23 protein-coding genes are annotated in these 26,949 nt (G+C 67.0%); 8 read left to right on the plus strand and 15 right to left on the minus strand.

All coding sequences use genetic code 11. The features are described 5' to 3' along the window. Positions 1–58: 58 nt before the first annotated feature. The 4 genes from IP90_RS04245 to prmB form a co-directional block, all read right to left on the minus strand. Positions 59–1,075: an aspartate-semialdehyde dehydrogenase gene (locus IP90_RS04245; protein ID WP_144898380.1), complete on the minus strand. Its 1,017-nt coding sequence runs from the start codon at positions 1,073–1,075 to the stop codon at positions 59–61. 103 nt (positions 1,076–1,178) lie between these two features. Continuing rightward, positions 1,179–2,159, minus strand: coding sequence for a 2-hydroxyacid dehydrogenase (locus IP90_RS04250; RefSeq protein WP_144898381.1), 981 nt, complete (start codon positions 2,157–2,159; stop codon positions 1,179–1,181). 3 nt (positions 2,160–2,162) lie between these two features. Continuing rightward, the gene (gene aroC / locus IP90_RS04255) at positions 2,163–3,248 is read right to left on the minus strand and encodes a chorismate synthase (RefSeq protein ID WP_144898382.1); all 1,086 of its coding nucleotides are present in this window, start codon (positions 3,246–3,248) and stop codon (positions 2,163–2,165) included. Between the two features lie 80 nt (positions 3,249–3,328). Next, positions 3,329–4,276 carry a 50S ribosomal protein L3 N(5)-glutamine methyltransferase gene (gene prmB / locus IP90_RS04260; RefSeq protein WP_144898383.1) on the minus strand — a complete coding sequence of 316 codons (948 nt, stop codon included), beginning with the start codon at positions 4,274–4,276 and terminating at the stop codon, positions 3,329–3,331. 85 nt (positions 4,277–4,361) lie between these two features. Between prmB and IP90_RS04265 the strand changes: the two genes are divergently transcribed. From IP90_RS04265 to IP90_RS04275, 3 genes are all read left to right on the plus strand, one after another. Beyond that, positions 4,362–5,006 carry an SCO family protein gene (locus tag IP90_RS04265; RefSeq protein ID WP_144898384.1) on the plus strand — a complete coding sequence of 215 codons (645 nt, stop codon included), beginning with the start codon at positions 4,362–4,364 and terminating at the stop codon, positions 5,004–5,006. A gap of 55 nt (positions 5,007–5,061) precedes the next feature. After that, the gene (gene asd / locus IP90_RS04270) at positions 5,062–5,904 is read left to right on the plus strand and encodes an archaetidylserine decarboxylase (RefSeq protein ID WP_144898385.1); all 843 of its coding nucleotides are present in this window, start codon (positions 5,062–5,064) and stop codon (positions 5,902–5,904) included. Positions 5,905–6,003: 99 nt separating this feature from the next. Continuing rightward, positions 6,004–6,537 (plus strand): REP-associated tyrosine transposase, encoded by a 534-nt coding sequence (locus tag IP90_RS04275; RefSeq protein WP_144898386.1) that lies wholly within the window; start codon positions 6,004–6,006, stop codon positions 6,535–6,537. A gap of 30 nt (positions 6,538–6,567) precedes the next feature. Here IP90_RS04275 and IP90_RS04280 read toward each other — a convergent pair whose 3' ends face one another. Then, a complete protein-coding gene (locus IP90_RS04280; RefSeq protein ID WP_144898387.1) occupies positions 6,568–8,094 on the minus strand; it encodes a transglycosylase SLT domain-containing protein in 1,527 nt (508 codons plus the stop codon). A 149-nt stretch (positions 8,095–8,243) separates the two neighbouring features. Between IP90_RS04280 and IP90_RS04285 the strand changes: the two genes are divergently transcribed. Both IP90_RS04285 and IP90_RS04290 read left to right on the plus strand, forming a co-directional pair. Next, positions 8,244–9,758, plus strand: a complete 1,515-nt coding sequence (locus IP90_RS04285) for a helicase HerA-like domain-containing protein (protein WP_144898388.1) — start codon at positions 8,244–8,246, stop codon at positions 9,756–9,758. 42 nt (positions 9,759–9,800) lie between these two features. Beyond that, on the plus strand, positions 9,801–10,280 hold the full coding sequence (locus IP90_RS04290) for a copper resistance protein NlpE (protein ID WP_144898389.1): 480 nt from the start codon (positions 9,801–9,803) through the stop codon (positions 10,278–10,280). A 630-nt stretch (positions 10,281–10,910) separates the two neighbouring features. Here the strand turns inward: IP90_RS04290 and IP90_RS04295 are convergent. The 6 genes from IP90_RS04295 to IP90_RS04320 form a co-directional block, all read right to left on the minus strand. Continuing rightward, entirely contained in the window at positions 10,911–13,253 is a 2,343-nt protein-coding gene (locus IP90_RS04295; protein WP_144898390.1) for a hypothetical protein, read from the minus strand. Then, entirely contained in the window at positions 13,243–13,899 is a 657-nt protein-coding gene (locus IP90_RS04300; RefSeq protein ID WP_144898391.1) for a hypothetical protein, read from the minus strand. Before IP90_RS04300 ends, IP90_RS04295 begins: the two co-directional genes overlap by 11 nt. A 220-nt stretch (positions 13,900–14,119) precedes the next feature. Beyond that, complete coding sequence (locus tag IP90_RS04305) at positions 14,120–16,552, minus strand: M10 family metallopeptidase domain-containing protein (protein ID WP_144898392.1); 2,433 nt, start codon at positions 16,550–16,552, stop codon at positions 14,120–14,122. After that, a complete protein-coding gene (locus IP90_RS04310) occupies positions 16,552–17,190 on the minus strand; it encodes a hypothetical protein (protein WP_199753391.1) in 639 nt (212 codons plus the stop codon). Before IP90_RS04310 ends, IP90_RS04305 begins: the two co-directional genes overlap by 1 nt. Positions 17,191–17,359: 169 nt before the next feature. After that, positions 17,360–18,019, minus strand: coding sequence for a response regulator (locus tag IP90_RS04315; protein ID WP_199753392.1), 660 nt, complete (start codon positions 18,017–18,019; stop codon positions 17,360–17,362). After that, a complete protein-coding gene (locus IP90_RS04320; protein WP_199753393.1) occupies positions 17,994–21,263 on the minus strand; it encodes a sensor histidine kinase in 3,270 nt (1,089 codons plus the stop codon). Before IP90_RS04320 ends, IP90_RS04315 begins: the two co-directional genes overlap by 26 nt. Positions 21,264–21,385: 122 nt before the next feature. On the opposite strand from IP90_RS04320, the gene greB reads away from it, so the two are divergent. Further along, a complete protein-coding gene (gene greB / locus IP90_RS04325; protein WP_144898393.1) occupies positions 21,386–21,895 on the plus strand; it encodes a transcription elongation factor GreB in 510 nt (169 codons plus the stop codon). 72 nt (positions 21,896–21,967) lie between these two features. On the opposite strand, the gene IP90_RS04330 is transcribed toward greB, so the two are convergent. The 3 genes from IP90_RS04330 to rimO form a co-directional block, all read right to left on the minus strand. Continuing rightward, positions 21,968–22,738 (minus strand): molybdopterin-dependent oxidoreductase, encoded by a 771-nt coding sequence (locus tag IP90_RS04330; protein WP_144898394.1) that lies wholly within the window; start codon positions 22,736–22,738, stop codon positions 21,968–21,970. Then, complete coding sequence (locus IP90_RS04335; protein ID WP_144898395.1) at positions 22,731–23,600, minus strand: cytochrome b/b6 domain-containing protein; 870 nt, start codon at positions 23,598–23,600, stop codon at positions 22,731–22,733. The genes IP90_RS04330 and IP90_RS04335 overlap by 8 nt, the downstream gene beginning before the upstream one ends. A gap of 96 nt (positions 23,601–23,696) precedes the next feature. Next, a complete protein-coding gene (gene rimO / locus IP90_RS04340) occupies positions 23,697–25,025 on the minus strand; it encodes a 30S ribosomal protein S12 methylthiotransferase RimO (RefSeq protein WP_144898396.1) in 1,329 nt (442 codons plus the stop codon). Between the two features lie 148 nt (positions 25,026–25,173). On the opposite strand from rimO, the gene IP90_RS04345 reads away from it, so the two are divergent. Together IP90_RS04345 and IP90_RS04350 are read left to right on the plus strand one after the other, a co-directional pair. Then, positions 25,174–25,839 (plus strand): dienelactone hydrolase family protein, encoded by a 666-nt coding sequence (locus tag IP90_RS04345; RefSeq protein ID WP_144898397.1) that lies wholly within the window; start codon positions 25,174–25,176, stop codon positions 25,837–25,839. Then, complete coding sequence (locus tag IP90_RS04350) at positions 25,836–26,249, plus strand: HIT family protein (RefSeq protein ID WP_144898398.1); 414 nt, start codon at positions 25,836–25,838, stop codon at positions 26,247–26,249. Before IP90_RS04345 ends, IP90_RS04350 begins: the two co-directional genes overlap by 4 nt. Before the next feature lie 95 nt (positions 26,250–26,344). Here the strand turns inward: IP90_RS04350 and dcd are convergent, their stop codons facing one another. Further along, complete coding sequence (gene dcd, locus IP90_RS04355; protein WP_144898399.1) at positions 26,345–26,914, minus strand: dCTP deaminase; 570 nt, start codon at positions 26,912–26,914, stop codon at positions 26,345–26,347. Between the last annotated feature and the right edge of the window lie 35 nt (positions 26,915–26,949).

Genomic DNA, 26,949 nt, shown 5'->3' on the forward strand with positions numbered 1-26,949 from the left:
CCCATGGCTGCCCCGGTCGGCTTCGGATTCCGGCCGTCACTATAGTCGTTATGGCCGCTCAGCCCCCGGCGGCGACCAGTTCCGCGATCTGCACCGCGTTCAGCGCCGCGCCCTTGCGGATGTTGTCGGAGACGATCCACAGGTTCAGGCCGCGCGGGTGCGACAGGTCGTCGCGGATGCGGCCGACGTAGACCGCGTCGTTGCCGGAGGCGTGCGTGACCGGGGTCGGATAACCGCCGGGCGCGCGCTCGTCGACCACCTCCACGCCCGGCGCGGACTCGAGCAGCTGGCGCGCCTCGCCCGGAGTGATCTTGTCCCTGGTCTCAATGTTGACCGCCTCGGAATGGCCGTAGAACACCGGCACGCGCACCACGGTCGCGTTCACCCGGATCGTGCTGTCGTCAAGGATCTTGTGCGTCTCCCAGACCAGCTTCATTTCCTCGGTGGTGTAGCCGTTGTCGGTGAAATCGCCGCCGTGCGGGATCACGTTGAACGCGATCTGCACCGGATAGACCTCGGCTTCAACCGTCTGGAAATTGAGCAGGCCCGCGGTCTGCCGGCCGAGCTCCTCCAGCGCCTTGCGGCCGGTGCCGGACACCGACTGGTAGGTGGCGACATTGATGCGCTCGATCCCGGCCTTGCGATGGATCGGCGCCAGCGCCACCAGCATCTGCATGGTCGAGCAGTTCGGGTTGGCGATGATGCCGCGCGGGCGGTTCTTCGCCGCCTCGGGGTTGACCTCGCTCACCACCAGCGGCACGTCGTCGTAGTAGCGGAACGCGGAGCTGTTGTCGATCACGACCGCGCCGGCAGCGGCGAATCTCGGTGCGTATTCCTTCGAGGTCGAACCGCCGGCCGAGAACAGCGCGATGTCGACGCCGGTCGGATCGAACGTGGCCAGGTCCTGCACGACCACGTCGCGACCGCCGAATTTCACGGTGCCGCCTGCGGAGCGTTCGCTGGCCAGCGCGACCAGCTCGCCGACCGGGAAGTCGCGTTCGGCCAGGATCGACAACATCACTTCGCCGACCGCGCCGGTGGCACCGACGACCGCTACCTTGTACTGCTTGCTCATCTGTCCTCTCTCTGGAAAAGCCGGTGATTCGTCATTGGTGATTGGTGATTCGCAAGAGCCGGCCTCGCCAGCGCCTTTACCAATCACCAATCACGAATCACGATCAAGAAATCACATTCGGCGGCTTGCCCGCCTCCGGCCCGAAGCCCAACGCCGCGATCAGATTATCCACGGCGAGCGATACCATCGCACGCCGCGTGGCCAGGCTGCCGCTGGCGATGTGCGGGGTCAGCACCACGTTGCGCAGCGCCAGCAGCCGCGGATCGACCTGCGGCTCGCCTTCGAACACGTCCAGTCCCGCAGCGGCGAGGCGTCCGCTGGCCAGCGCATCGGCCAGCGCCGCTTCGTCGATCAGGCCACCACGGGCGATGTTGGTCAGCGTGGCGGTGGGTTTCATCCTGGCCAGCGTCGCGGCATCGATCCGATGGTGGTTCTGCGCGGAATACGGCAATACCAGCACGACGTGGTCGGCCTGCGCAAACAAGGTTTCGTAATCGACATATGCCGCGCGGCATTCGTTCTCGATGGCTTCGGGAAGACGGCTGCGGTTGTGATACAGCACGCGCATGCCGAAACCGCCGGCGCGACGTGCGATGCCCTGTCCGATCCGGCCCATGCCGAGGATGCCCAGCGTCGTGCCATGGATCTCGGCGCCAAGCAGGCTGTGGAAGGCCCAGCCGCGCCATTGCCCGTCGCGCAGCCAGCGCTCGGCCTCGGTGATGCGGCGGGCCGCGGCCATCATCAGCGCGAAGCCGAAGTCGGCGGTGGTCTCGGTCAGCACGTCCGGCGTGTTGGTGGCGACGATGCCGCGCGCCTGCAGCGCGGCCACGTCGAGGTTGTTGTAACCGACGCCGACATTGGCGACCGCGCGCAGCCGCGACGCCTGCGCGATTTCCGCCGCGCCGACCGGATCGTTCAGGGTGACCAGCGCGCCATCCGCTTCGCGCAGGGCCCGCGCGATCGCTGCCGGCGAATGATCGGCGACCGCGTGCGTCGCGGCGACCTCGAAATATCGGTCCAGCCGCGCGACGATATCGTCGAACAGCGGCTGCGACACCCAGACGCGAGGCCGTGCAGCGCTCATGGCTCAGCCCGGGATCCTTGGCGCCACCTCGCCGACGTCGCCGCACTGCGCGCGATGACGCAGCGCCTGGTCGATCAGCACCAGCGCCATCATCGCCTCGCAGATCGGGGTCGCGCGGATGCCGACGCAGGGGTCGTGGCGACCGGTGGTGACGATGTCCACTTCGTTGCCGTGCGCGTCCAGCCCATGCGCGGGCAGGCGCAGACTGGAGGTCGGCTTGAACGCGACCGAACACACCACCTGCTGGCCGCTGCTGATGCCGCCGAGGATGCCACCGGCATGGTTCGACTCGAAACCAGCGCGTGTGGCCAGGTCGCGATGCTCGCTGCCCTTCTGAGCGACCACGGCAAAGCCGTCGCCGATCTCCACGCCCTTGACCGCGTTGATCGACATCATCGCCGCGGCCAGTTCGCCATCGAGCTTGCCGTAGATCGGCTCGCCCCAGCCCGGCGGCACGCCGTCGGCGACGACGGTGACGCGCGCGCCGACCGAATCGCCGGACTTGCGCAGCGCATCCATGTAGCTTTCCAGCTCCGCGACCTGCGCGGCATGCGGCCAGAAGAACGGATTGGATTCGATCGCGCCCGCGTCGAACGCCGACGGCACGATGTCGCCGATCTGCGACAGATGCCCCTGCACCCGAACGCCATGGCGTTCGGCCAGCCACTTCTTGGCGATCACGCCGGCGGCGACGCGCATCGTGGTCTCGCGCGCGGACGAGCGTCCGCCTCCACGCGGGTCGCGATGTCCGTATTTCTGCCAGTAGGTGTAGTCGGCATGGCCGGGGCGGAACTGCTCGGCGATCCGGTCGTAATCCTTGCTGCGCGCATCGGTGTTGCGGATCAGCAAGGCGATCGGCGTGCCTGTCGTTCTCCCTTCGTACACACCGCTGAGGATCTCGACCGCATCGGCCTCATGCCGCGCCGAGGTGTGGCGGGTCCTGCCGGTGGCGCGGCGCGACAGATCGTGCGCGAATTCCTCCGCGGCGATTTCAAGCCCCGGCGGGCAGCCGTCGATCACGCAGCCGATCGCCGGCCCGTGCGATTCGCCGAAGGTGGTGACGCGGAACAGATGTCCGAAGGTGTTCAAATGTTCGCCCTGCAGCTCTTGCTTTTAGCCGTCATCCCCGCGAAGGCGGGGATCCAGTGACTTTGGATCGCACGAGGAATCTAGAACAGACTGCCGGTCGCCGTCGCCTTGGCCTCGCGCGCATCGGCGAGCTCGCGGATGCGGGCGTTGTGCGTCACCAGGTCGTGGCGCTCGGCGACGAAGATGCCCATCTGACCGACCTTGAACTCGACCCACGCCAGCGGCAGTTCCGGCAGCAGCTGGACCAGCGCCTGCTCGGCCTCGCCGACTTCGCAGATCAGTATTCCGTCGTCGGTCAGGTGCAGCGGCGCATCGCGCAGGATGCGCAGCGCCAGGTCGAGGCCGTCGTCGCCGGCACGCAGGCCGAGTTCCGGCTCGTGCGAATACTCCTTCGGCAGCGCATCGGTCTCGTCGTTGGTCACGTACGGCGGATTGGTGACGATCAGGTCGTAGTGCTCGCCCTGCAGCGCCGAGAACAGGTCCGACTTCAGCAGCCGCAGGTTCTTCACCAGCAGCCGCTGCTCGTTCTCGCGCGCCAGCGACAGCGCTTCCTCGCTGAGGTCGACGCCGTCGACATGCCAGTCCGGGTTGTAATGCGCCATCGCGATGGCGATGCAGCCCGAGCCGGTGCACAGGTCCAGCGCGCGGCGCACTTCGCGGCCGCCGAGCCAGGGTTCGAAGCCGGCTTCGATCAGTTCGGCGATCGGCGAACGCGGCACCAGCGCGCGCGGGTCGGACTTGAACGACAGGCCCGCGAACCATGCCTCGCCGGTCAGGTAGGCGGCAGGAATGCGCTCCTCGATGCGGCGCAGGAACAGCGCCAGCACTTCCTCTTTTTCCGCTTCGGTGATGCGGGCCTGTCCGTACACCGGCGACAGGTCGTGCGGCAGGTGCAGCGCGTGCAGGGTCAGCTGCGTGGCCTCGTCCAGCGCGTTGTCGTAACTGTGGCCATAGGTCAACCCGGACGCGTTGAAGCGGCTGGCGCCGTAGCGGATCAGGTCGATGATGGTCTGCAGTTCGATGGCCACGGGGTCCGGCTGCGCGCGAGGGATCGGGAATTATAGCGGTCGTGGCCGGTATCATGGCCCGACCACGACTGCCCGCGGCACCCGCATGTTCAATCGCACCACGCTGCTGATCCTCGTTGCCGCGCTCGCCGCCGGCCTCGGCCTGTGGGCCGCGCGCGCCTATTTCGGCAGTCCGGCAGCGAATCGTCCGGAACTGCAGTCCGTGCGGCTGTTCGATGCGCCCCGCGAGATCCCGCCGTTCTCGCTGCGCCAGTCCGATGGCACGCAGCTGATCTCCGGCGAACTCAAGGGCCACTGGACGCTGGTGTTCCTCGGCTTCACCCATTGCCCGGACATCTGCCCGACCACGCTGGCGGAACTGGCGCAGGCGCAGAAGCAGTGGGAACCCCTGCCCGAAGCGCGCCGTCCGCGCGTGCTGTTCGTCTCGGTCGACCCTGACCGCGACACGCCGATGAAGATCGGCGGCTACGCGCATGCCTTCCATCGCGACACGCTGGCGGCCACGGCCGACCTGCCGGCACTGGAAGCCTTCGCCAAGTCGTTGTCGCTGGTGTTCATGAAAGTACCGCCGGCCGAAGGCGCACCGGCCGACCAATACAGCGTCGACCATTCCGCCGCGATCGCGGTGCTCGACCCGCAGGGACGGATGGCCGGCGTGATTCCGCCGCCGCTGCAGCCCAAGGCGATCGCCGCCGACATGATTACCCTGACGCAGGCTTCGACGAAGTAATCGCAGGTAGCGTGCGCTGTGCGCACGACCGCAACCCACAACCAATGCGAACCGCATGAGCCTCGTCACGCATCTCACCTACATCCTCCCCCATCGCCTGCTTTCCTCGCTGGCGCGCAGGCTCGCGTACTCGCGCAACGCCGGCATCAAGCAATGGCTGATCGACACGGTCACGCGCCGGTTCGGCGTCGACCTGTCGGAAGCAGCGGAACCCGATGCGCGCGCCTACCCGACGTTCAACGCATTCTTCACCCGCGCACTGAAGCCGGGCGCACGCGTGCCCGATGCCGATCCGCGCGCGCTGCTGATGCCGGCCGACGGCCACGTCAGCCAATGCGGACCGATCGACTACGACCGCATCTTCCAGGCCAAGGGGCAGTCGTTCACCACCGCGGAACTGCTCGGCGACGAGGCCGCAGCCGCGCCGTTCGCCAACGGCCTGTTCGCGACGGTGTACCTGTCGCCGAAGGACTACCACCGCGTGCACATGCCGTGGACCGGCACGCTGCGCGAGACCGTGCACGTGCCCGGCCGTCTTTTCAGCGTCGGCCCGGATGCGGTGCGTGCCGTGCCGCGCCTGTTCGCGCGCAACGAGCGCCTGGTCTGCCATTTCGACACCGACTTCGGACCGATGGCGGTGGTGATGGTCGGCGCGCTATTGGTCTCGGGCGTGGAGACGGTATGGAGCGGCGTCGAGATCCCGCGCTACGGGGACGCGATCACGACGAAGGATTATCGAGGCGCGGGCATCACGCTGCAGCGCTTCGCCGAGATGGCGCGCTTCAACTACGGCTCGACCGTGATCGTGCTGCTGCCGCCGGGCGTGGCGGAACTCGCGCCCGGCCTTGGCGCGGAATCGGCGGTGCGCCTCGGCGAGCGCCTCGCCCAATTGCGCTGATCCGTAACGTGCTGGCTTGAGCCGGAAATTGTTCGTGCGCACAGCGCACGCTACGCTGCTGTTGTAGCGTGCGCTGTGCGCACGATGGGACCGCCAAGGATGGCAAGCTTCCGCAGATCGACAACGCCAGGTGCCACCTGGTTCTTCACCGTGGCCACCTACCAGCGCCAACCCATCCTCACCCACCCGGATGCGCTTGCGTCGCTTCGCAAAGCCACCCGACTTGCGCACACCCGATATCCGTTCCGGATCGAATCGTGGGTCGTCCTGCACGATCACATGCACGCGATCTGGACGCTGCCACTGGACGATGCCGGCTACGCCAGGCGCTGGGCGCTGATCAAGCGGCACACCGCGCAGACGTGTCGCCACCTGATCACATCCCCGCTCGCAAGTTCCCTGAGACGGCGCCAGGAAATCGGATTCTGGCAACGACGCTTTTGGGAACACCAGATACGGGATGACCGCGATCTGGCCAGCCACATGGACTACATCCATTACAACACGGTCAAGCATGGGCTGGTCGAGCGCGCCTGCGATTGGCCGCATTCGACGTTCCATCGCCAGGTCGCAAAGGGCCTCTTGCCGCGGAATTGGGGGAATGATCCGGGTGGACGGCGATATGGAGAGTGACATTCGTGCGCGCAGCGCACGCTACGTAGCCTATTGCCGGCAGCCTTCCAGCTTCAGCTGCTGTCCGGTCTTGACCATGTAGCGCGGTGCCTTGAGGCCGTTGGCCTTGGCCAGCGACTTGGTGTCGCACTGGTACTCCTGCGCGATCGACACCAGCGTTTCGTTCCTGGCGACCTTATGCGTGCCCGGCTTGCTTGCAGGCACGACCGGCGCTGGCGTGATGCTGTCGTCCGGTGCCATCGGCTCGACCGGACCGGTGCGCACGATCGCCGAACTGGCATCGCTCATCACCAGTTGCCGCGCCAGTTCGACGCGCGGGCCCTGCGCGCAATGACGGTTGTACAGGCCGACGATCTGCGTGGTGGCGTTCAGGCCGGCGCCCGCAGGCAGGTAGCTGTCGGGCTTGTAGCGCGGGTTGAGGTTGCGCAGCGCGCGCATGAAACCGTCGCGCGTGCCGCCGTTGCCCAGGCAGATGGTCAGTTCGTAGATCGACGACGGACGCGTCAGCTTCAGCTGCGCCGGCTTGTTCTGCACCTTCGGGAAACTCAGGCCGTATTTCTTCGGATGCAGGAACAGCCACGCCGCGGCGATCACCATCGGCACATAGTCGCGGGTTTCGGCGGGGAACTGGTTGTAGACATCCGCTTCCCAGAAACCGCGGCCGCCGCTGCCCTGGTAGATGCGCAGCGCGCGGCCTTCGCCGCCGTTGTAGGCGGCCAGCGCCATCTCGATGCTGTTGTTGAGCTCGCGCATGCGCTCGTTGAGGTATTCGGCGCTCGCCACGGCCGACGAATACGGGTCGTAGCGCGTGTCGAAGCCGGTGCCGTCCTGGCCCAGGCCGAAACGCATGCCGGTGGCGTACATGAACTGCATCGGCCCAGCCGCGCCGGCGCGCGAGGTGACGTGCACCTTGCCGTTGGATTCCTTGGCCAGGATCCCGAACAGCAGCGCCTCCGGCAGCCCGGCGCGCTCATACGACGGCCACATCAGCTGGCGCATGTACTCGTAGTTCTCGTAGCTGTTGATCAGCGCCGGCCGCATGTCGGTGAGCCAGCGGCGGATGCCGGCCTGCACCGCCGGGTTGTACTGCACCATCTTGTCGAAGCGATGGCGCTTGTCGTCGAGCAGGCTGGCGGCGCGCGCCGCTTCCGGCACGTCGCTGCCCAGGGTCGCGGCGGCGACATGGTCGGGTTCGTGATCGAGGATGTCGTCCTCGTCGTCGCCGGCTTCGGCGTCGATGTTCAGCTTCAGCAGGCGCTTGTAGACGGCGATCAGCTGGGTGGGCGCGCAGCCCTTCTGCTTGCCGCAGGCGTCGACCACGTCCTCCATGTCTTCCAGCGCGGCGTTGCTCTGGACCACGCCTTCCGGGTCGTTGTTGCCGGTCTTCACCAGTGCATCGCGGTATTTCTTCTCCGCTTCGACCATGCGCTGGTTGAGCGCATCGACCTTGGCCTGGTCGCGTTTCGACAGTGCGGAAGCGGTGGGAGACAGCAGGAGCAGCGTGAAGATGGCGGCCAGCGGGGCGAGACGCACGCAAACAACAGCAAAAGACGGCATGAAAGGCAATCGACGGCAGGAGAGCCCGAAGGGTAGCCCCGTTTCGTGAAAGCGGGCAACCTTGCTGCTGATTTTTCCGCGACATCCCCGCATCGTGGCCAGCGCCGCGACACGCACTAGAATCCAGCGTTCATCCGACAGGACATTCCATGGACCCCATCCTCGTAGGCAAGGCCGTCACCACCGCCGACAGCGGCCAGGTATTCCTGCAGCCGCATTACGGCAACCGCCATGGCCTGGTGGCCGGGGCCACCGGCACCGGCAAGACGGTGACGCTGATGACCTTGGCCGAGGGCTTCTCGCGGCTCGGCGTGCCGGTGTTCCTGGCCGACGTGAAGGGCGATGTCGCCGGCCTGGCCGTCGCCGGCACGCTCAACGACAAGCTGCAGGCACGCATCGACGAGATCGGCGTCGACGGCTACGCGCCGCAGGGCAGCCCGGTGATCTTCTGGGACCTGTTCGGCAAGCTCGGTCACCCGGTGCGCACCACGGTCAGCGAGATGGGCCCGACGCTGCTGTCGCGCGTGCTCGAACTCAACGACACGCAAAGCGGCGTGCTCGACATCGTGTTCAAGCTCGCCGACGACCGCGGCCTGCTGCTGCTGGACCTGGAGGACCTGCGCGCATTGCTGGGCCTGGTCGCGGCCGAGCGCAAGGACATCTCGACCAGCTACGGCCTGGTCAGCACGCAGTCGGTCGGCGCCATCCAGCGCGCGCTGCTGCGGCTGGAACAGGAAGGCGGCGAGATGTTCTTCGGCGAACCGGCGCTGGAGCTGGTCGACCTGATGCGCACGCATATCGACGGCCGCGGCATGGTCAACATCCTCGCCGCCGATCAGCTGATCATGAAGCCGCGGCTGTATTCGAGCTTCCTGCTGTGGCTGCTGTCGGAACTGTTCGAGAACCTGCCCGAGGTCGGCGACCTCGACAAGCCGAAGCTGGTGTTCGTGTTCGACGAGGCGCACCTGCTGTTCGACGACGCGCCGCCGGCACTGCAGCAGCGCGTCGAACAGGTGGTGCGGCTGATCCGCTCCAAGGGCGTGGGCGTGTACTTCTGCTCGCAGTTCCCCGACGACGTACCCGACAACATCCTCGGCCAGCTAGGCAACCGCGTGCAGCACGCGCTGCGCGCGTTCACGCCGCGCGACCAGAAGGCGGTGAGGACGGCGGCGGAAACCTTCGTGCCCAATCCGAACCTGGACGTGGCCGAGGCGATCTCGAAACTGGGCACTGGCGAGGCGCTGGTGTCCACCCTGCAGGACAAAGGCGTGCCGATGCCGGTCGAGCGCACGCTGATCGCGCCGCCGCGCTGCCGCATGGGCGCGATCACCGACGCGGAGCGCGCGCAGCTGCGTGCCGGCAGTCCGGTCGGCCACAAATACGACACCCGCGTCGATCGAGATTCCGCTGCCGAGATGCTGGCGAAGAAGGTCGAAACCGCGGCCGCGCAGGCCGAAGCGCCGCCGGCGCGCACCCGCGCGCAGGATGAGGCCGAGCCGACCGGCTTCGGCCAGTCGGTGAAGGACGCGGTGTTCGGCACCAAGCGCCGCCAGGGCATGCTTGAAACCATGGCCAAGCAGACCAGCCGCACGGTCGGCAACCAGATCGGCCGCCAGATCCTGCGCGGCCTGCTCGGCGGCATCTTCGGCGGCAAGCAGCGCTGACGCCTTCCCCTTTGTTTTTCATCGTCCACATGGAGTACTGACATGAAGCACAGCCTCGTCCTCGCCAGCCTCGTCCTCGCCGTACTCGCCGTAGCCGGCTGCAAGCCGCAGACGCCAGCCGAGCCCGCCACGCCTGCGCCGGCGGCCGACACCGCGCCGACCGACCCGGCCCTCATCGCCGCGGCCACGCCGACGCGCTTCGACACCAAGGGCTTCGCCGGCACGTTCAGTGGCACCCTGCCCTGCGCCGACTGCCCGGGCATCGACACCCGCATCGAACTGAAACCCGACGGCACCTACGCGCTGCAGGAGACCTATCAGGGCCGCGAAGACGGCCCGCGCAGCGGCGACGGCAACTGGACTGCCGAGGAGGACGGCCAGCGCCTGCGCCTGGATCCCAACAGCAAGACCGACGAGGACCGCCTGTTCGCGATCGTCGGCCGCAACGAGATCCGCCTGCTGGACAAGGAAGGCAAGGCCGTCGCCAGCGAACCGGGCCATAGCCTGACCCGCGCGCAGTAGGTCCGCGTCGCCGAAGCTCGTAGCGTGCGCTGCGCGCACGACCGGTCAACGATTCGTGCGCACAGCGCACGCTACGAGTGATCCATACCGCATCACCGCACGAATCCGGTTGTCCCCAAGGAAGGTGTGGGCCTACAGCACCGCAGCGGATCCGTAGCGTGCGCTGCGCGCACGATGGAAGTGCGACTCGTGCGCCCAGCGCACGCTACGGGAGCGCCAAACCGCGCAGAGGGCGTAGCGGCGGCCTGCAGAGCCCCGTGCAGTCGACTTTTTGTCCCGGTCGAGGAGATCGATAGCCCCTCGCTAGAGACTTTTTGCCCCGGCCGAGGGGCGATGCAGCCCCTCGCTGGAGACTTTTTGGCCCGACCGAGGGACTTTCCGGCCCGACTGAGGGGGTCGATAGCCCCTCGCGAGGGACTTTTTGCCCCGACCGAGGGCCGATGACGCCCCTCGCTGGAGACTTTTTGGCCCGACCGACGGGCGGGTCGGCCCCTCGCGAAGGACTTTTTGTCCCGGCCGAAGGGCGGTGATGCCCCTCACGAAGGCCGGAAAGTCCCTGGGCAAAAAAACGGCGGTGCCGTGGCACCGCCGCAAGTAGGTCGAACTCAAGCCGTCATTCCACGGGTTCGTTCACTCGAGCACCAGGTCGCAACGTCCCGCCTGGTCGCCATGGCCCAGGTGCATATCCATCCCCTGCGGGAAGCCGACTTCGATCGTCCTCGGCTTGGTGCTGGCCGGCGCGTGGCACACGGCGACCTGGTTGAGCTTCACCGCCCAGCCCTGCAGGCCGAGCGGGCCCAGGCCGAAGCCGGCGATCAACTTGCCATTGCCACTGAACGCCGTCGGGGTGTTGAGGTTCCACTGCTCCACCGCGCTGAAGCCCTGCTCGATCAGGAACTCACCGAGGTTGCGCATGCCCAGAGCCTCGGTCCAGATGAAGGGCTCGCGCTGGAAGGCGAAGCCGGAGAAGCCCATCACCACCTTGCCGTCGTTGGAAACGACGCTGGCGATGCCGCTGTTCATGAAATCCGGCAGGCCCGGTACTTCCAGCGTGCCCAGCACCTGCGGCCCACCGGCCTCGGTGTAGCGCCAGGCCTGGTTGGTGAAGGTCTCCATGTCCAGGCCATAGGCGCCGACGATCACCGAACCATCGGCGCTGACATCCATCGCCTCGCCGAAATAGCTGTCCGGATTCGGCGTGATGCGATGGAACTCGCCGTTCTTCCAGTACGCGCCCTGGCGGCCCGGGTAGGCATCGTCGATGTCGTTCCAGCCGACCACGACACTGCCGTTGGCGTTGACCGCATTGGCGCGGGTCCAGTTGCCGGTGCCGTACAGCGGCACGTAGCCGTTGGCCGGCGTCCAGTGATAGGCAAAGACGGTGCCCTTCTCGTCCCAGCCGCCACAACCATCGGCGTACGCCAGCCCGACCACGGTGTTGCCGCTGTCGGAGATGTCGTAGGTGGAGGTGAGCGTGCTGTCGCAGGGTTCGCCTAACTCGAAGCCGCCGGTCAACTCGCGCCAGTTCTCGCCGCCGAGCCAGAAGCCGGAGCGCGCGATCCCGTCATCGCCGAGGAAGTCGGCGACCATCTGCCGGGCATTGGCATCGATCTTCACCGGTCCGGCACTGGGAATGACCTGCAAGCCACTTTTCTCCGACCAGATCCAGCCCGGTGCCTGGTAGCCCTGGAAACCGCCGGTGATGTAACTGCCGTTGCCGGAGACGTCCGAGGTCTGGGTGCCGCTGGCCGGGATGGCGATGAAGTTGCGGTCCATCGGCGAACTGTTGAAGGCGATGTCGGCGGTGTGCGGCGCGCCGGCCTGTGCGGTGATCGGCGACACCGTGCAGCGCGGGTCGAGCGACGCCTGCCCGCTTTCGTCCGTGTTCCAGAACTCCTCGCCACCGGGCAGCGGCGACGGTGGCGTCGAGAAACCACCGCTGACGATGCCGTCGACGTACACCACGTACTGCGCGCCGGGCGTCAGGCCGTTGAAGGTGTAGCTGCCGTCGGGCATGGTCGATTCGCCCGCGGCGTAGTCGCCGGACAGCGCCGAGATCGCATCGCCATAAGGGTCGGCGATGTTGCGCGCGATCACGTTGATGCCGCTGATCTGGTTGACGCCATCGGTGAGCAGGATGCGGCCCTTGATGGTGCCCGCGTCCTGCGGCCAGCCGGCGGCCGGATACAGGTTGGACAGCGAGGACAGATCGTCGCGATGGTCGACCGTCGATTGCGCCGGCCCGGTCTGCGATGGGCTGATGTACGGATACATCGTCTCGATGTGGTCGTAGGTCAGCGTGCCGCTGTACGGCAGGGCGCAGTCCGTCGGGCCGCTGCCGTCGCCGAAGAAGGCGATGGCGCCGTTGGTCTGCGAGTGCGCCAGGTTGATGCTGTGGCCGAACTCGTGGGTCATCACGCCGACGAAGTCGTCGCCGTTGACGTCGGCCGGATCGATCGCGGCGCCGTTGATCACCGCCCAGCTCTCGGTGATCGTGGCGCCGTCGGCCCATTCCGGGCTGGCGATGCCGAGCACGCCGTCCGGTGCGCCGAAGAAGTCGCGGATGATCGAGCCGTCGTGGTCGTACAGCACATGGATGCCGCCGCCGTTGTCGGTGTCGACCACCAGCCCGGCGTTGGCGCCGGTGATGTCCGGCAGGCCTTTGCTGGCGAAATCGCCGGCGACCTCGGCAGTGAAGTCGGAAGTCGGCACCTGCGTCCATTGTCCGAACGCGAAGGCGACCTTGGCATTGGCAGCGGCGTTGGCGACCGGCCCCAGGTCGCCGAGGTCGGTGTAGACCGGGATCGTGGTGGCGTTGGGATAGGCGAAGGGAACGCGGTTGTCGGGATCGAACACGTACAGCGGGCCGCCGGCGTACGCCAGGCTGCTGCCGATGAGTGCGACGAGTGCGGCGATGCGCAGTGCGCCCTTGCGCAGCGGGTTGGGACCACGTGGATCGAGGTCAGCGTTCATTCTTCATCCTCCCCGTGGCGGCCCAGTTCTCTTTCACCGCACGACGCACCACGTCGATCAGCGCGTTGGCATCGACCGCGCCGGCGCGTGCCGACACCATGGTCTTCTGGTTCTTCGTCAGCACGCCGGGAGCGAAGGTCACGCCCTCGAACAGGCCACGGTTGTCGGCGGCGCTGCGGGCGCGGTTGTTGCTGATGCGGAACTTGCCCTGGTTCAGGCCGACGGTGGTCTGCAGACCGGTGAGCTTGGCCGGCTTGTGCAGGAACAGCATCACCTGCTCGCCCTTGGCGTAGGTCGGCCAGCCGTCCGGCGTCACCGCCATCAGCGTGCGGCCGTTGTCCATCTTGCGCGGCTCGATCAGCCCGAACTGGCGAAAGGTGTAACTGGCGCCGGTGTCCTTGCCGCGCAGCCGCTCGGCGATCTTCACCGTGACTTCGGTATAGGGCACGCCGCGATCGTCGATGCCGTCCTCGACCTTGTCGACGACACCGATGACGATGCTGTCGGATTCGTCGATCAACTGCGAAAGATTGCGCGATTTCACCGACGCGGCCTGCGCGGCGAAACTCAACAGCAAGGTGGCGGCCAACAACACGGGCCAAAGCCAGGGAACGCGTTGCCGCGATCCGCGAGGACTGCCGGACATGGGTAACCTCCAGGGTAAGGTTGAGTGCCGGGGGGCACGCGCCCAACATGGAACTTCCCGCTGCGCCGAGCCATCGGGCAGTACCCGGTAAGCCTCTCGGGGAATCCCTTAGCCGCGACCGGAAGGACCCGCGGCCGATGCGGTGGGTGATCGACGCGCGGGAACAAAAAAAGGAGGCGGGGTCTCCCCCGCCTCCCAGTACAGCTTGCTTCGTTCGCGCTTACTGGAATTCGCAGCGGCCGAACTGGGCCCCGGCGGCGACCTTGGCCTTCAGGCCATTCGGGAAGCCGGTCAGTACCGACTGGCCGTTCTGGCAGACATAGACCTGGTCGGCCTGGATCATCCAGGAGAACTGCGCCCCGGCGATGCCGCCGACGATCTCCGACCCCGAAGCGCTTACCGCCAGCGGGTTGTTGAAGTCGATGTTCTCCGCCTCGACCACGCCCTGCTTGCGCAGGAACTCGCGCATCGACATCCAGCCCAGGCCCTCGATCCAGATGCCGCCGGAGAAGCCGGTGAAGAAGCTGCCGGCGCGGCCGAGGACGATGTCGCCCTTGTCGGTCACCGCCGAGACGCCCATCGGCGCGGTGCCGAGCATCTCGTACAGGTACTCCTCGCCGTACACCGCGCACAGGTCCTCGCCGAAGAAGCTGGTGTATGGCACGTCACGGCAGTAACGCAGGCCGTCGATGCTGGTGAAGGCATCCTCGCCGGTGCCGCGCATCGCGTTCCACAGCACCATCTCACGCCGGATCGAGCTGTACATCGGCACGCGGGTACCGTCGTAGTTGGTGGCGTACAGGTCGTTGGCGCCGATCAACTGGCCGAGGTCGATGATCTTGCCCTCGTCCACCCAGGCCAGCGCCTTGGAGATGTTGGCGGAGCCGACGATGACCCGGCCATTGCCGGAGATGCCGGCCGCGCGCACCCACGGCTGCACCTCGTCGAGCGAGAGGTCGAGCTGGCGCATGCCGCGCTTGGCATCCCATACGAACGGCACGATCTCGTTCTTGAACGATCCCCCGCAGCGGCCATCGCCATCGCGATCGACATAGGCAAGACCGACCGCCTTGTTCGCCGAGTCGTCGATGTCCCAACCACTGGCACTGATGCCGTCGACATTGCAGCTGTCGCCACTGAGGTCGCCCAGCCCGGTCAGCTGGTTGTTGCCCAGGATCACCGGCTCCCTGATGCCGTTGCCGTCCGGATCGGCGGAAACCAGCGTGCGCTGGCCGTTGCGGTCCATCGCACCGTGACTGACGACGACGCCTTCCGGCAGCAGCTCGATACCCTTGTTCTGGTCCCAGAAGAAACCGATCTCCGTGCCCAGCGTGCCCGATGCGCGGCGGCCGCTCTTGGACACCTGCACCAGGTTCGCGGACACGACCGGGGTGAACTGCACGCCCTTCAGATAGCCGTTGTAGGTGATGTCGGCCTGTTTGCTGACACCGGCCTCGGCCAGGATCGGGGTCGCATCGCAGGCGGTGTCGGCGACCGGATCGCTGTCCTCGGCCGCGTTCCAGTACTCGCCCTGCGAGACCATCATCGTCGGCGTGGTCGGATAGCCACCGGACGTGATCTCCTCGATGTACACCACGTACTGCTCGCCCGGGGTCAGGTTGTTGATGGTGAAGCGGCCATCCGGACCGACCAGGCCCTGGGTCTGGTCGCCGCTCATCGCGGACACCGCGTCGCCCATCAGGTCGTCGACGTTGCGCGCGACGATGTTGATGCCGCTGTATTCGGTGCTGCCGTCCTTCAGCCTCAGCACGCCGCTGATCGTGCCGCGGCTGCTGGCGTAGTTGGCGGCGGGATACAGGTTGGAGATGCCGGCCTTGTCGTCAGGGTGGTCGATCGTCGACTGCTCCGCGCCCGCCTGCCCGCCGTGGTCGATGAACGGGAACATCGTCTCCAGCGTCTTCGGATCAGCCGGGTTGGCGCCCATGCCATCCGGATAGTCGTAGCGGTGCACCGGCGCCACGCAGCCCTTGATGCCCGGCTGGTATGGGGCATAGGTGTAGCTCTGGTAGACCATCGGGCCGTTGACCTGAGAATGCGACAGGTTGATGGCGTGGCCGAACTCGTGGGTGAACACACCGGCGACCTGGTTGCCGTCGACGTCGGTGTCCCAGACGTTCCAGCCGTTCATCACCGCCGTGGCCTCGATGATGCGGCCGTTGCCGTCGCCGAATTCCGGGAAGGCGATGCCCAGCACCGAACTGCGCGGAACACCGAAGTACTCCTCCAGGATGCTGCCGTCGGTGTCGTACAGCACCCAGAAGCCGTAGCCGTTCTCGACGCCGTAGAAATCGGCGGCATTGGCGCTGGTGACGTCGGCGACGCCGGTCTGGCTGGCGATGGTGCCGGCGACCGCGGCCTTGAACGTCGAGGTCGGCACCTCGCTCCATTCGTTGAACGCGAACGCGGTGATCTCGTTGGCGCGCTCGATGGTGATGAACGGCGTGACGCCGTCGTAGTCGTAAGTGAAGGCGCCGCCGCCGTCGGTGTAGACCGGGATCGGGCCGTTGCTCGTGTCCCATACCAGCGGGCGCAGCCGGCCGGTTTCGGTCGACAGGTACAGCGGGCCGGCCGCCTGGGCGGCGCCCGCGGCAACGGCCAGCGCCAGGGTGAGTGCAAGGCTTGAACGCTTCATCACTTCATCTCCCCCTTTTCGATCCAGCGCTGCTCGACCGCGCGGCCGACCAGTCCCATGAAGGTGCGCATGTCGACCGGACCGGCGGACCCGAGCATCGCCTGCTCGGCCGGCGACAACGCGGCGGAAATGTCCACGCCGTCGAACAGGCCGGCGTTGCCGAAGTCGTTGACCAGGCGTTCGTTGGTCATCGACAGCTTGCCCTGGGCCAGGCCAGCGGTGGTCTGCAGGCCGGTGCGCGTGGCCGGGCGGAACAGGAAGGCGACGACGTACTCGCCCTGGTGCCAGCGCGGGAACGCTTCCGGCGTCATCGCCAGCAGCTTGTGGCCATTGGCCAGGGTGCGCGGCTCGAGCAGGCCGAACTGGCGGAACGTGTAGTCCTTCTGCTTCGCGATCGCGCCCTTGGCGGTGTCGCCGACGGCAATGGTGACCTCGGTGTAGGGCACGCCATTGGCGTCGATGCCATCGCTGACCTTCTTCACCGTGCCGGCGATGATGCTGTCGGACTCGGAAATCAACTGGGTGAGGTTCTGTTTCTTCAGCTTGGTGGCTTGGGCGGCGGGCAGGACGATCAGTGCCAGGGACAGCGCGAGCAGGACACTGCGCGCCATCCGCCTGGACAGCAATAACGAACTCATAGCGGGTCTCTCCCAGTGGTGATGAAGGATTACCGCCCCCCTGCAACGGCCCTCGCACCGTATGCCGGCGGTGGCGGCGACCGACACCGGGCGCACCCCCAGGAAGCGCTCAGGGATTTCCTGATATCGACGGGTCGTGATGCCGCGCACGAATCGCGGGGTCGCGCGCTCAGACCGAGTCGACGGAGACCAGGCCGAGGCGGATCGCCAGGCGTACCAGGCCCGGCACGTCGTGGATGTCGAGCCGCTCCATGATCTGGCTGCGGTGACTTTCCACGGTCTTGACGCTGACGTTCAGCCGCGCGGCGATCTCGCGCGTGCCATAGCCTTCGGCGATCAGCTGCAGCGTCTCGCGCTGGCGCGGCGTCAGCAGGTCGAGCTGGGCACGTTGCGGCGGGCCTTCGCCGGTGCGCAGGAAACCCTGCAGCACCGTCTGCGAGATCGCGGGGCTCAGGTACGGTCGGCCCGCGTGCACCGCATCCAGCGCCACGCGCAGTTCGTCCACCGCCGAATCCTTGATCAGGTAGCCGGCCACGCCGGCGCGCAATGCCTGGGTGACGTATTCCGCGCCGGCATGCATCGACAGGATCAGCACGCGTGTCGAAGGACTGGCCCGCGGCACGCGGCGCGCGACTTCCAGGCCGTTGAGTCCTGGCAGGGTGATGTCCAGCAGCAGCACGTCCGGCTGCAGGCGATCGACCAGCGCCAGCGCTTCGTGGCCGTCGCCGCATTCGGCCAGCACCTGCACGTCCAGGAACGACCCGAGCAGCGAACGCAGCCCGGCGCGCACCAACTGATGGTCGTCAGCCAGCACGAGTCGCATCGCCATCCCCCTGTCCGATCGGAACGGAAGCCGACACCACCGTACCCTGTCCGGGCGCCGAGCGCAGCGTCAGCCGGCCGCCGAGATCGTGCACGCGTTCGCGCATGCCGAACAGGCCGAAGCCGGGTTCGGTCGCGCCGGGTCCGCCATCGCCAGACGCGTTGCCGACGCGGCCGGCGACCGTGGCTTGCGGCATCACGAAACCACGACCGTCGTCGCGCACTTCGATGCGGATCCCGTCCGCGGTGCGGTCCAGCGCGACCCGGATCGTGCATGCCCCGGCGTGGCGCAGTGCATTGGTGACGGCTTCCTGCACCACGCGGAACACCATGATCTCGCGCTCGACATCCATCGCCGGCAGGTCCGGCGCCAACGCGATTTCCACCGGCATGCCGCTGCGCTGCGACACCGCGTGCAGGTAACCTTCCAGCGCCGGCGCCAGGCCCAGTTCGTCGAGCAGCGGCGGGCGCAGGTCCAGCGACAGCGCGCGCACCTGCGCGATCATGCGGTCGACCATCTGGATGGTCTCGCCGATGCGTTCGCCGGCGGCGATGGCATCGGCCTGGCCTAGCGCGAGGCTCAGGTTGATCTTGGCGGCGGTCAGCGCCTGGCCGAATTCGTCGTGCAGCTCGCGCGAGATGTGCTTGCGCTCTTCCTCCTTCGCCGCCTCCAGCCGCATGGTCAACCGGCGCAGGCTGGCGAAAGCTTCCTGCAACTGGTCGCGGCTCTGCCGCGCGGCTTCCAGCGCCTGTTCGCGCTGCGCCTGGATCCGCTGCAGTTCGCGATTGCGGCGCTGCAGGCCGCGCATGCGCCACAGGAAACCGCCCAGCAGCAGCGCGAACAACAACGCGATGGCAGCGGCCAGCATCCACGGTTGCCGCCACCACGGCGGCACGATGTGCAGCTGCAGCGACGGCGCGCTGGTCCAGGCGCTGCCGGCGCGACGCCCGCGCACCTGCAGTTCGTAGCGTCCCGGCGACAACGCATGCAGCGTCAGCTGGCCGCGGTCACCAAGGCCGATCCACGGCTCCGACGCGCCCAGCCGGTATTCGTATTCGTTGACGCCGCCGTCGTAGCCGAGCACCGCCAGCTCCAGCGAAAACGGATGCCGCCACGGCACTTCCAGCTGGCGCAGTTTCCAGGTCGGTACGTCCGGCCTGGATGCGGGAGGCAGGCCGCTGATGGCGGTGACCAGTGTCTGCGGCGGTGGCCGTCGTTGCGGACGCTGCAGCGGATCGAACGCCATCACGCCACGGGTCGAGCCCCAGTACAGGCGTCCGTCGAGCCACGCCACCGCCTTGGGATTGAACACGCCCGGCGGCAGGCCGTTGCCGGCGGTGAAGTTCTCGAAACCGCGCAGGTCCTTGTCCAGCCGCGACAACCCGCCGCGGGTGGATATCCACAAGGCGCCATCAGGCGCATAGGCCAGCGCGACCACGTTGTCGTCGACCAGGCCGTCGGCACGCGACCAGCGCCGCACGCTGGCGATGCGACCCTGCGCATCGAGCGTGGCCCGATCGAGCCCGCCGCCGGTGGTGCCGATCCAGATGCTGCCATCGGGTGCTTCGAGGAAGGCGCTGACGTGGTAGTGGCTGAGGCTGCGCGCGTCGTTGCCCGAGGCCAACTGTTCGCAATCCAGGCGCTCGCCACCGACCAGGCACAGGTTGGCCCCGCCCGAACGCGTGCCCACCCACAACCGGCCGCGGCGGTCCTCCATTAACGCGGTAACGAAGTCGTCGGACAGCGAATGCGGATCGCCGGCGACCGGACGATAGACGAGGAAGTCGTCCTGCTGCGGACGATAGCGGTACAGGCCGGCGCCGCCACTGCCGGCCCAGATCCGGCCGGCACGGTCCTGCAGCAGCGCGTACACGTAGCCGGGATTGCGGTCGCCGGCGACGTTGTCGCGCGCCGGATAGTGGCGGAACTCGTCGCTGCTGGGACGGTAGCGGTACATGCCCTGCGACGTGGCGACCCACAGCATGCCGTCGTCGCTGCGCAGCAGGTCGAGCACGCCGCCGATGCGGTCTGCCAGGTCCTTGTCGACCGGCAGGGCCAGCGGCGTGATCACGCCGCTGGCAACCGACAGGTGGTCGACGCCGCCGCCGAAGCTGCCGATCCACAGGCCGTCCGCGCCATCGGGACGCAGCACGTAGACATCGCTGGTGCTGAGTCCCGGGGCGTCGTCGCGACGTTCGCCCCAGGTCGAGACTGCCAGTGTGTCGAGCGCGGTCTTGAGCAGGCCGCCGCCGAAGGTACCGACGATCAGGCTGCCGTCGCGATCGAAGGCGATCGCACCCTGGTCGACATGCTGGCCGCCGGAGCCGGCGACGCCCAGCGGCACCGCCTCGATGCGGCCCTGGGCCACGTCCACCCGATACAGGCCGACGCCGAACGTGCCGGCCCACAGCGCGCCATCGGGCGCGCGCTTGAGCTCGGTGACATTGAGCAGCGCGTCGGCCAGTGCGGCCGGCGCCAGCGACGGCGCGCGCAACCGGCCGCTGGCCGGATCGACGTAGTACAGCCCGTCGCGTGCGCCGACCCAGACCCGGCCGGCAGCGTCCTCGGCGATGCTGAAGACATCCTTCGGCGCGTCGGCGCCGTGCTCGCCGCGGACGACGGCAACAAAACCTTCGCCCTGTTGCCGGAACAGGCCATGGCCCAGCGTGCCGACCCACAGCCGTCCCTTGCGATCGCGATGCAGGCTCATCACGAACTCGCCACCCTTGCCCAGCGGCTTGCGTTCGAAGCGGCCGCTGTCCGGGTCGAAACGGTCCAGCCCGGCCTGCGTGCCGACCCAGAGCCGGCCGTCGTCGGCATCGGCTAGTGCGAACACGCCGTCATGGCTGGGGCCACCACTTTCCGGGGCGCCGTGACGCCAGTTCCGGAAACTCCAGTCGGCGCGGTCGAGCAGGTTCAGGCCGCCGGAGATCGTTGCGATCCACAGGCGTTCGCGGCTGTCCTCGTGGATCGCGCGGATCGCGTTGCTGGAAATCGCCGCCGGGTTCTGCAGGTCGTACTCGAACTTGCGGAAGCGCTGGCCGTCGTGCAGGTACAGGCCCTCGCGCGTGCCGATCCAGAGGAAGCCGGCGCGATCCTGCAGCACCTCGGTGATGACTTCCGCCTGGAAGGTGCGCGATTGCCCCATCGGCTGGAACCGCGTCTCCGGCGCCTGCGCGGCGACGCCGGGCGACGTCGGCACGAGCCCGGCGAACACGATCAGCAGCAGCGCGAAGCGGCTTGTCGGCATGCGGCCTGTTTAACACGAACCCGATGGGCGAAACCGCGAGCGCCGTATCATCCGCGCATGCCGGAACAACGCACGCACCCGCACCGCCACGCCTGCCCGCAGTCATCCGCAAGGCGGCAGGATTGAGCCGCTGGCGCCCACCTGCCGAGAAGAGCACCGCGCTGGTCACGCGCGAGGGCCATACGCGGCTGAAGGCCGAGCTCGACGAACTGTGGCGCGTGAAGCGCCCGGAAGTGGTCAAGGCGCTCGCCGCCGCCGCGGCCGAAGGCGACCGTTCGGAGAATGCCGAGTACACCTATCGCAAGAAGCAGCTCGGCGAGATCGACCGTCGCGTGCGCTACCTGTCCAGGCGCCTGCAGCAACTGCGCGTGGTCGACACCCTGCCGACCGATCGCGAAGCGGTGTTCTTCGGCGCATGGGTCACGCTGGAGAACGTCGCCGATGGCGACTGCGTGCGTTACCGCATCGTCGGCCCCGACGAGACCGATGCGCGACGCGGCTTCATCAGCATCGATTCGCCGCTGGCGCGGGCGATGCTGAAGAAGCGCATCGACGACGAGTTCGAGGCGACGCTGCCGGGAGGGCACGCCCGCTATGCGATCGTGGCAGTGGACTACGGCGATGGCGCGTGAAGCGCGCCTGACATCCGCGTCCTTCGACAGGCTCAGGATGAGCGAACCGGATTGACGACTGGGAAAATAGTTCTAGATGCCGCCGTACCAGTCGTAATCGCGGTCTTCCCAGTAACCGCCCTTGCCGCCCTGCAGCGCGGCGTAGCTGTCCACCACTTCGATCGTGCGCAGGTACTTGGGCTGCTTGTAGCCGAGCTTGCGTTCGATGCGCATGCGTAGCGGTGCGCCGTTGGCGATCGGCAACGGCGCGCTGTTCAAGGTGTGGGCAACGAGCGTCTGCGGGTGGAAGGCGTCGTTCAGGTCGATGCTTTCGTAATAGCGGCCGCCGTTGTTGCCGTAGTCGTCGAAGCAATGGAACACGACATAGCGCGCGCCGGGCTTCAGGCGCGCCAGCCGCAGCAGGTGCGCCAGCGGCACGCCGCTCCACTGGCCGATCACGCTCCAGCCTTCGACGCAGTCGTGGCGCGTGATCTGCGTGCGCGTGGGCATCGCGCGGATCGCGTCGAGTCCGAACTCCAGCGGCTGCTCCACCAGGCCGCGCAGCTGCAACCTGAAGCCGGCGAAATCGTCCGCCTTCAACGCCAGGTACTCCGGCGTCTGCGGATCCACCGAACCGTTGGGACGGAACACCGGCGAGATCATCGATGCCGGAAATTCGCGCGCCAGCCGGTCGCCGCTGAGGAAGCGTTGCACGCTTTGACTCAGCGGCTCGGCGCGTTCGAGCAGGTCGACGAAGCCAGGCTTGCGCGACAGCGCGTCGCAGCCGGTCAGCACGCCGACGCCCGCACCCGCCAGGGCGCCGCGCAACAGGCGCCGACGCGACGCTTCGAAGGAGTCAGTCATTGCGCGCCTCCGTTGAACCGGCATCGCGTGATCGGCGCACGCGAAAACGACCGGTGATCATGGATCGCAGTTCGTTGATGGGACCCGCGTAGAACACCATCGCCACGTGCACCAGGGTGAACAGCACGAACAGCGACATCGCTGCGAAATGGATCGTGCGCGCCGCCTGCCGTCCGCCAAGCAGGTCGACGAAACCACCGAGCACGGTGTCCATCTGCGGCGACATCGACAGCCCGGTCAGGATCGCCAGCGGTGCCAGCACGAAGATCACGCCGAGGTAGGCCAGTTTCTGCAGCGGGTTGTAGCTCAGCGCGGCGTCGCCGGATGGATGGCGCAGGCGCAGATGGTCGGCGATCGAACGCGGCAGTTCGCGCCAATCGCGGCTACGCATCGAGAGTTCGTTGTTGAAACGGCGGCTGGCAAGTGACCACGCCAGGTAACACGCGCCGTTGATCACCCACAGCCAGGCGAAGAAGAAATGCCAGCGCCTGCCGAGCGCGAGATTGCGCGAGCCGGGAATCGTGCTCCAGTCGGGAAAGCCCTTCGGCGCCAGCTTGCCCTGGCTGTTCTCCGAGACGCCGAGCACGCCGGTCGTCTCGATGCGCGCATCGCCGATGCGCGTCACGCCGTACAGCGTGCCATCCGGGCGTTGCATGGCCTGGGTCGCGAACAGCGGAGATTCGAAGTGCGAAGCCTCGCCCCAGTACAGCGCAGGGTGCGCGTTGAAGATCTGCAGGCCGCTGCCGACCAGCACCAGCAGGCAGGCGAAGTTGATCCAGTGCATGCAGCGCAGCGGCCAGCGATGGCGTAGCACGACGCGCCATGGAGGTTCCGCCTGCGGATCGATGATTCGGGTCTGCATGTGGATGACAGGATTCTCACATGAAACCGTAGGGCGGAACCGCCTCATGCGATTCCACCCGCCATGCAGCAGCAGCGGAAACCGCTTTGCGGAGTCTTACGTGAACAACGCTTCGCCGTACAGATCGTGCTCGTCGCTGCCCATGATTTCGACCTGGACGAATTCGCCGGGCTTGAGGCCGGCCTCGAAGCCGTTCTGGATCTGCACCAGTCCGTCGATCTCCGGCGCATCGGCCATCGAGCGCGCGATGGCGAGTTCACCATCGATCGCATCGACCAGGCACTGCTGCACGCTGCCGACCTTGGCTTCCAGCCTCGCCGTGGAAATCTCCGCCTGCCGTTCCATGAAGCGCGCCAGCCGCTCCTGCTTGACCGCTTCGTCGACCGGATCGGGCAGGTCGTTGGCCCGGGCGCCCTCGACTGGCGAATAGGCGAAGGCGCCGACGCGATCGAGCTGCGCTTCGTCGAGGAAATCCAGCAGCTCCTCGAATTCAGCCTCGGTCTCGCCCGGGAAACCGACGATGAAGGTGCTGCGGATGGTGAGTTCCGGGCAGATCGAACGCCAGCGCTGGATGCGCTCCAGCGTCTTGTCGACGGCTCCGGGACGCTTCATCAGTTTCAGCACGCGCGGGCTGGCGTGCTGGAACGGGATGTCGAGGTACGGCAGCAACTTGCCATCGGCCATCAACGGGATGATGTCGTCCACGTGCGGATATGGATACACGTAGTGCAAGCGCGTCCACACGCCCAGTTCCGACAGGCCTTCGCACAGCGCCTTCATGCGGGTCTGGTAGGACCTGTCGCGCCAGGTCCGCTCCGCATACTTCAGGTCGACGCCATAGGCCGACGTGTCCTGCGAAATCACCAGCAGTTCCTGCACGCCGCCGCGCACCAGCTTCTCGGCTTCGCGCAGTACCTCATCGACCGGGCGCGAGACCAGGTCGCCGCGCATCGACGGAATGATGCAGAAGCTGCAGCGATGATTGCAGCCTTCGGAAATCTTCAGATAGGCGTAGTGCTTGGGTGTCAACTTGATCCCAGTGTCTGGGACCAGGTTGATGAACGGGTCGTGCTTCGGTGGCAGTGCCGCGTGCACCGCGCCCATCACGCTGCCGTAATCCTGCGGACCACTGATCGAAAGCACGTCCGGATGCGCGTCGCGGATCACGTCGGCGCGCTTGCCCAGGCAGCCGGTGACGATGACCTTGCCGTTCTCCGCCAGCGCCTCGCCGATCGCGTCGAGCGATTCGGTCACTGCCGAGTCGATGAAGCCGCAGGTATTGACCACCACCACGTCCGCATCGTCGTAGGTCTGGACGATGTCGTAGCCCTCCACGCGCAACTGGGTGAGGATGCGTTCGGAATCGACCAGTGCCTTCGGGCAACCGAGACTGACGAAACCGACCTTGGGATTGGCGAAGGACATGGCTATCCGGGGAATATGCGGGGAACGATCGGGAAGATATCGGGCGGCAACGCCAGCGACGTGGCGCGCGCGTAACGCCGCAATTATACCTGCGAGGCTAGAATCGACCCGTTCAGTTCCCGCTTCCACCACCCGCCGAGCCGCCGCCATGGGCCGAGAATTCAGCTTCGAAACCACGCAGGGCCACGTCAGTGGCTGGCGTGCCGATCCCGAGGACCAGCCACGCGGCGGACTGGTCGTGCTGCAGGAGATCTTCGGCGTCAACGCGCACATGCGCAGCGTCGTGGACCGTTTCGCCGATGCCGGCTACGTGGCGCTGGCTCCGGCGCTGTTCGACCCGGTCCAGCCCGGCGTCGAACTGGATTACGACCAGGACGGCTTCGCCAGGGGCCGCGAACTGGTCGGCGCGCTGGGCATGGAACGCGCACTCGAGATCGTTTCCGCGGCGGCGATGCTGCTGCAACGCGAGGGGCTGGAGGTCGGCGTGGTCGGCTACTGCTGGGGCGGCTCGGTGGCGTTCCTGGCCAATACGCGGCTCGGCTTGCCGGCGGTCAGCTACTACGGCGCACGCACGATGCCATTCCTCGACGAACCACTGCGCGCGGCGATGATGTTCCACTTCGGGGAAAAGGACGGCAGCATCCCCGCCCAGGACATCGCCACGCATCGCGAAAAGCAGCCGCGGGCCGAGGTCCATGTCTATCCTGCCGGCCACGCCTTCAATCGCGACGTCGACACGCACGCCTACCACGCCGCGAGCGCGTCGCTGGCGCTCGAACGCACGCTCGCCTTCTTCGCGGAGCAGCTGTCATGAAAAGCAACTGGCACCTGCATCCGCAACTGGCCGACGACACCCATCCGCTCGCTCAATTCGCACTGTGCGAACTGCGGTTGATGGACGACGCCAATTACCCGTGGCTGATCCTGGTGCCACGCGTGGAGGAAGCAGTCGAACTGCTCGACCTGGACGCCGCGCAACGGCATGCGCTGACCGACGAGATCGACCGCGCAAGCCACGCGCTGCGCGACCTGTTCCGCCCGCACAAGCTCAACGTCGCCGCGCTCGGCAACCTGGTGCCGCAACTGCACGTGCACGTGATCGCGCGTTACGAGGATGATCCCGCCTGGCCACGTCCAGTCTGGGGCACCGCGGCGGCACGTCCCTACGCGGCGGAGATGCTGATCGAGCGCATCGCACGCCTGCGCGAGGCCCTGCACGTCTGACCTGCCGCATTGCGTGGCGCATCGCGATTGCCTAGTTCTGGAACCCGCCCAGAGCCAAAAGCACAAGCCGCGGCGGTAAGCCGCTTCCACGAGCTTCAGGTACGCGGCAAGGTGACGCCGACCTGTCCCTGGTACTTGCCGCCGCGATCCTTGTAGGAGGTCTCGCAGACCTCGTCGGACTGGAAGAACAGCATCTGCGCCACGCCTTCGTTGGCGTAGATGCGCGCCGGCAATGGCGTGGTGTTGCTGAACTCCAGCGTGACGTGGCCTTCCCATTCCGGCTCCAGCGGGGTCACGTTGACGATGATGCCGCAGCGCGCGTAGGTACTCTTGCCCAGGCACACCACCAGCGTGTCGCGCGGGATGCGGAAGTATTCGACAGTGCGCGCCAGCGCGAACGAATTCGGCGGGATGATGCAGACGTCGGCTTCGATGTCGACGAAGCTGCCATTGTCGAAATGCTTGGGATCGACGATGGTCGAGTTGATGTTGGTGAACACCTTGAATTCGCGTGAGCAGCGCACGTCGTAGCCGTAGCTGGAGGTACCGTAGCTGACGATGCGGTGGCCGTCCGCGGCGTGCTTGACCTGGCCGGGTTCAAACGGTTCGATCATCTGCTGCTGTTCCACCATCCGCCGTATCCAGCGGTCACTCTTGATGCTCATGCGGGATTCCCGTGGGCCGTGCGGCCGATTGCGTG

Source organism: Luteimonas cucumeris (genome assembly GCF_007830035.1).
GTDB lineage: Bacteria > Pseudomonadota > Gammaproteobacteria > Xanthomonadales > Xanthomonadaceae > Luteimonas_C > Luteimonas_C cucumeris.

Coding starts and splice junctions, on each gene's coding strand:
- IP90_RS04245 (WP_144898380.1), bottom strand. CDS start 1,075: ATGAGCAAGCAGTACAAGGTAGCGGTCGTCGGTGCCACCGGCGCGGTC.
- IP90_RS04250 (WP_144898381.1), bottom strand. CDS start 2,159: ATGAGCGCTGCACGGCCTCGCGTCTGGGTGTCGCAGCCGCTGTTCGAC.
- IP90_RS04265 (WP_144898384.1), top strand. CDS start 4,362: ATGTTCAATCGCACCACGCTGCTGATCCTCGTTGCCGCGCTCGCCGCC.
- asd (WP_144898385.1), top strand. CDS start 5,062: ATGAGCCTCGTCACGCATCTCACCTACATCCTCCCCCATCGCCTGCTT.
- IP90_RS04275 (WP_144898386.1), top strand. CDS start 6,004: ATGGCAAGCTTCCGCAGATCGACAACGCCAGGTGCCACCTGGTTCTTC.
- IP90_RS04280 (WP_144898387.1), bottom strand. CDS start 8,094: ATGCCGTCTTTTGCTGTTGTTTGCGTGCGTCTCGCCCCGCTGGCCGCC.
- IP90_RS04285 (WP_144898388.1), top strand. CDS start 8,244: ATGGACCCCATCCTCGTAGGCAAGGCCGTCACCACCGCCGACAGCGGC.
- IP90_RS04290 (WP_144898389.1), top strand. CDS start 9,801: ATGAAGCACAGCCTCGTCCTCGCCAGCCTCGTCCTCGCCGTACTCGCC.
- IP90_RS04295 (WP_144898390.1), bottom strand. CDS start 13,253: ATGAACGCTGACCTCGATCCACGTGGTCCCAACCCGCTGCGCAAGGGC.
- IP90_RS04300 (WP_144898391.1), bottom strand. CDS start 13,899: ATGTCCGGCAGTCCTCGCGGATCGCGGCAACGCGTTCCCTGGCTTTGG.
- IP90_RS04305 (WP_144898392.1), bottom strand. CDS start 16,552: ATGAAGCGTTCAAGCCTTGCACTCACCCTGGCGCTGGCCGTTGCCGCG.
- IP90_RS04310 (WP_199753391.1), bottom strand. CDS start 17,190: ATGAGTTCGTTATTGCTGTCCAGGCGGATGGCGCGCAGTGTCCTGCTC.
- IP90_RS04315 (WP_199753392.1), bottom strand. CDS start 18,019: ATGGCGATGCGACTCGTGCTGGCTGACGACCATCAGTTGGTGCGCGCC.
- IP90_RS04320 (WP_199753393.1), bottom strand. CDS start 21,263: ATGCCGACAAGCCGCTTCGCGCTGCTGCTGATCGTGTTCGCCGGGCTC.
- IP90_RS04330 (WP_144898394.1), bottom strand. CDS start 22,738: ATGACTGACTCCTTCGAAGCGTCGCGTCGGCGCCTGTTGCGCGGCGCC.
- IP90_RS04335 (WP_144898395.1), bottom strand. CDS start 23,600: ATGCAGACCCGAATCATCGATCCGCAGGCGGAACCTCCATGGCGCGTC.
- rimO (WP_144898396.1), bottom strand. CDS start 25,025: ATGTCCTTCGCCAATCCCAAGGTCGGTTTCGTCAGTCTCGGTTGCCCG.
- IP90_RS04345 (WP_144898397.1), top strand. CDS start 25,174: ATGGGCCGAGAATTCAGCTTCGAAACCACGCAGGGCCACGTCAGTGGC.
- IP90_RS04350 (WP_144898398.1), top strand. CDS start 25,836: ATGAAAAGCAACTGGCACCTGCATCCGCAACTGGCCGACGACACCCAT.
- dcd (WP_144898399.1), bottom strand. CDS start 26,914: ATGAGCATCAAGAGTGACCGCTGGATACGGCGGATGGTGGAACAGCAG.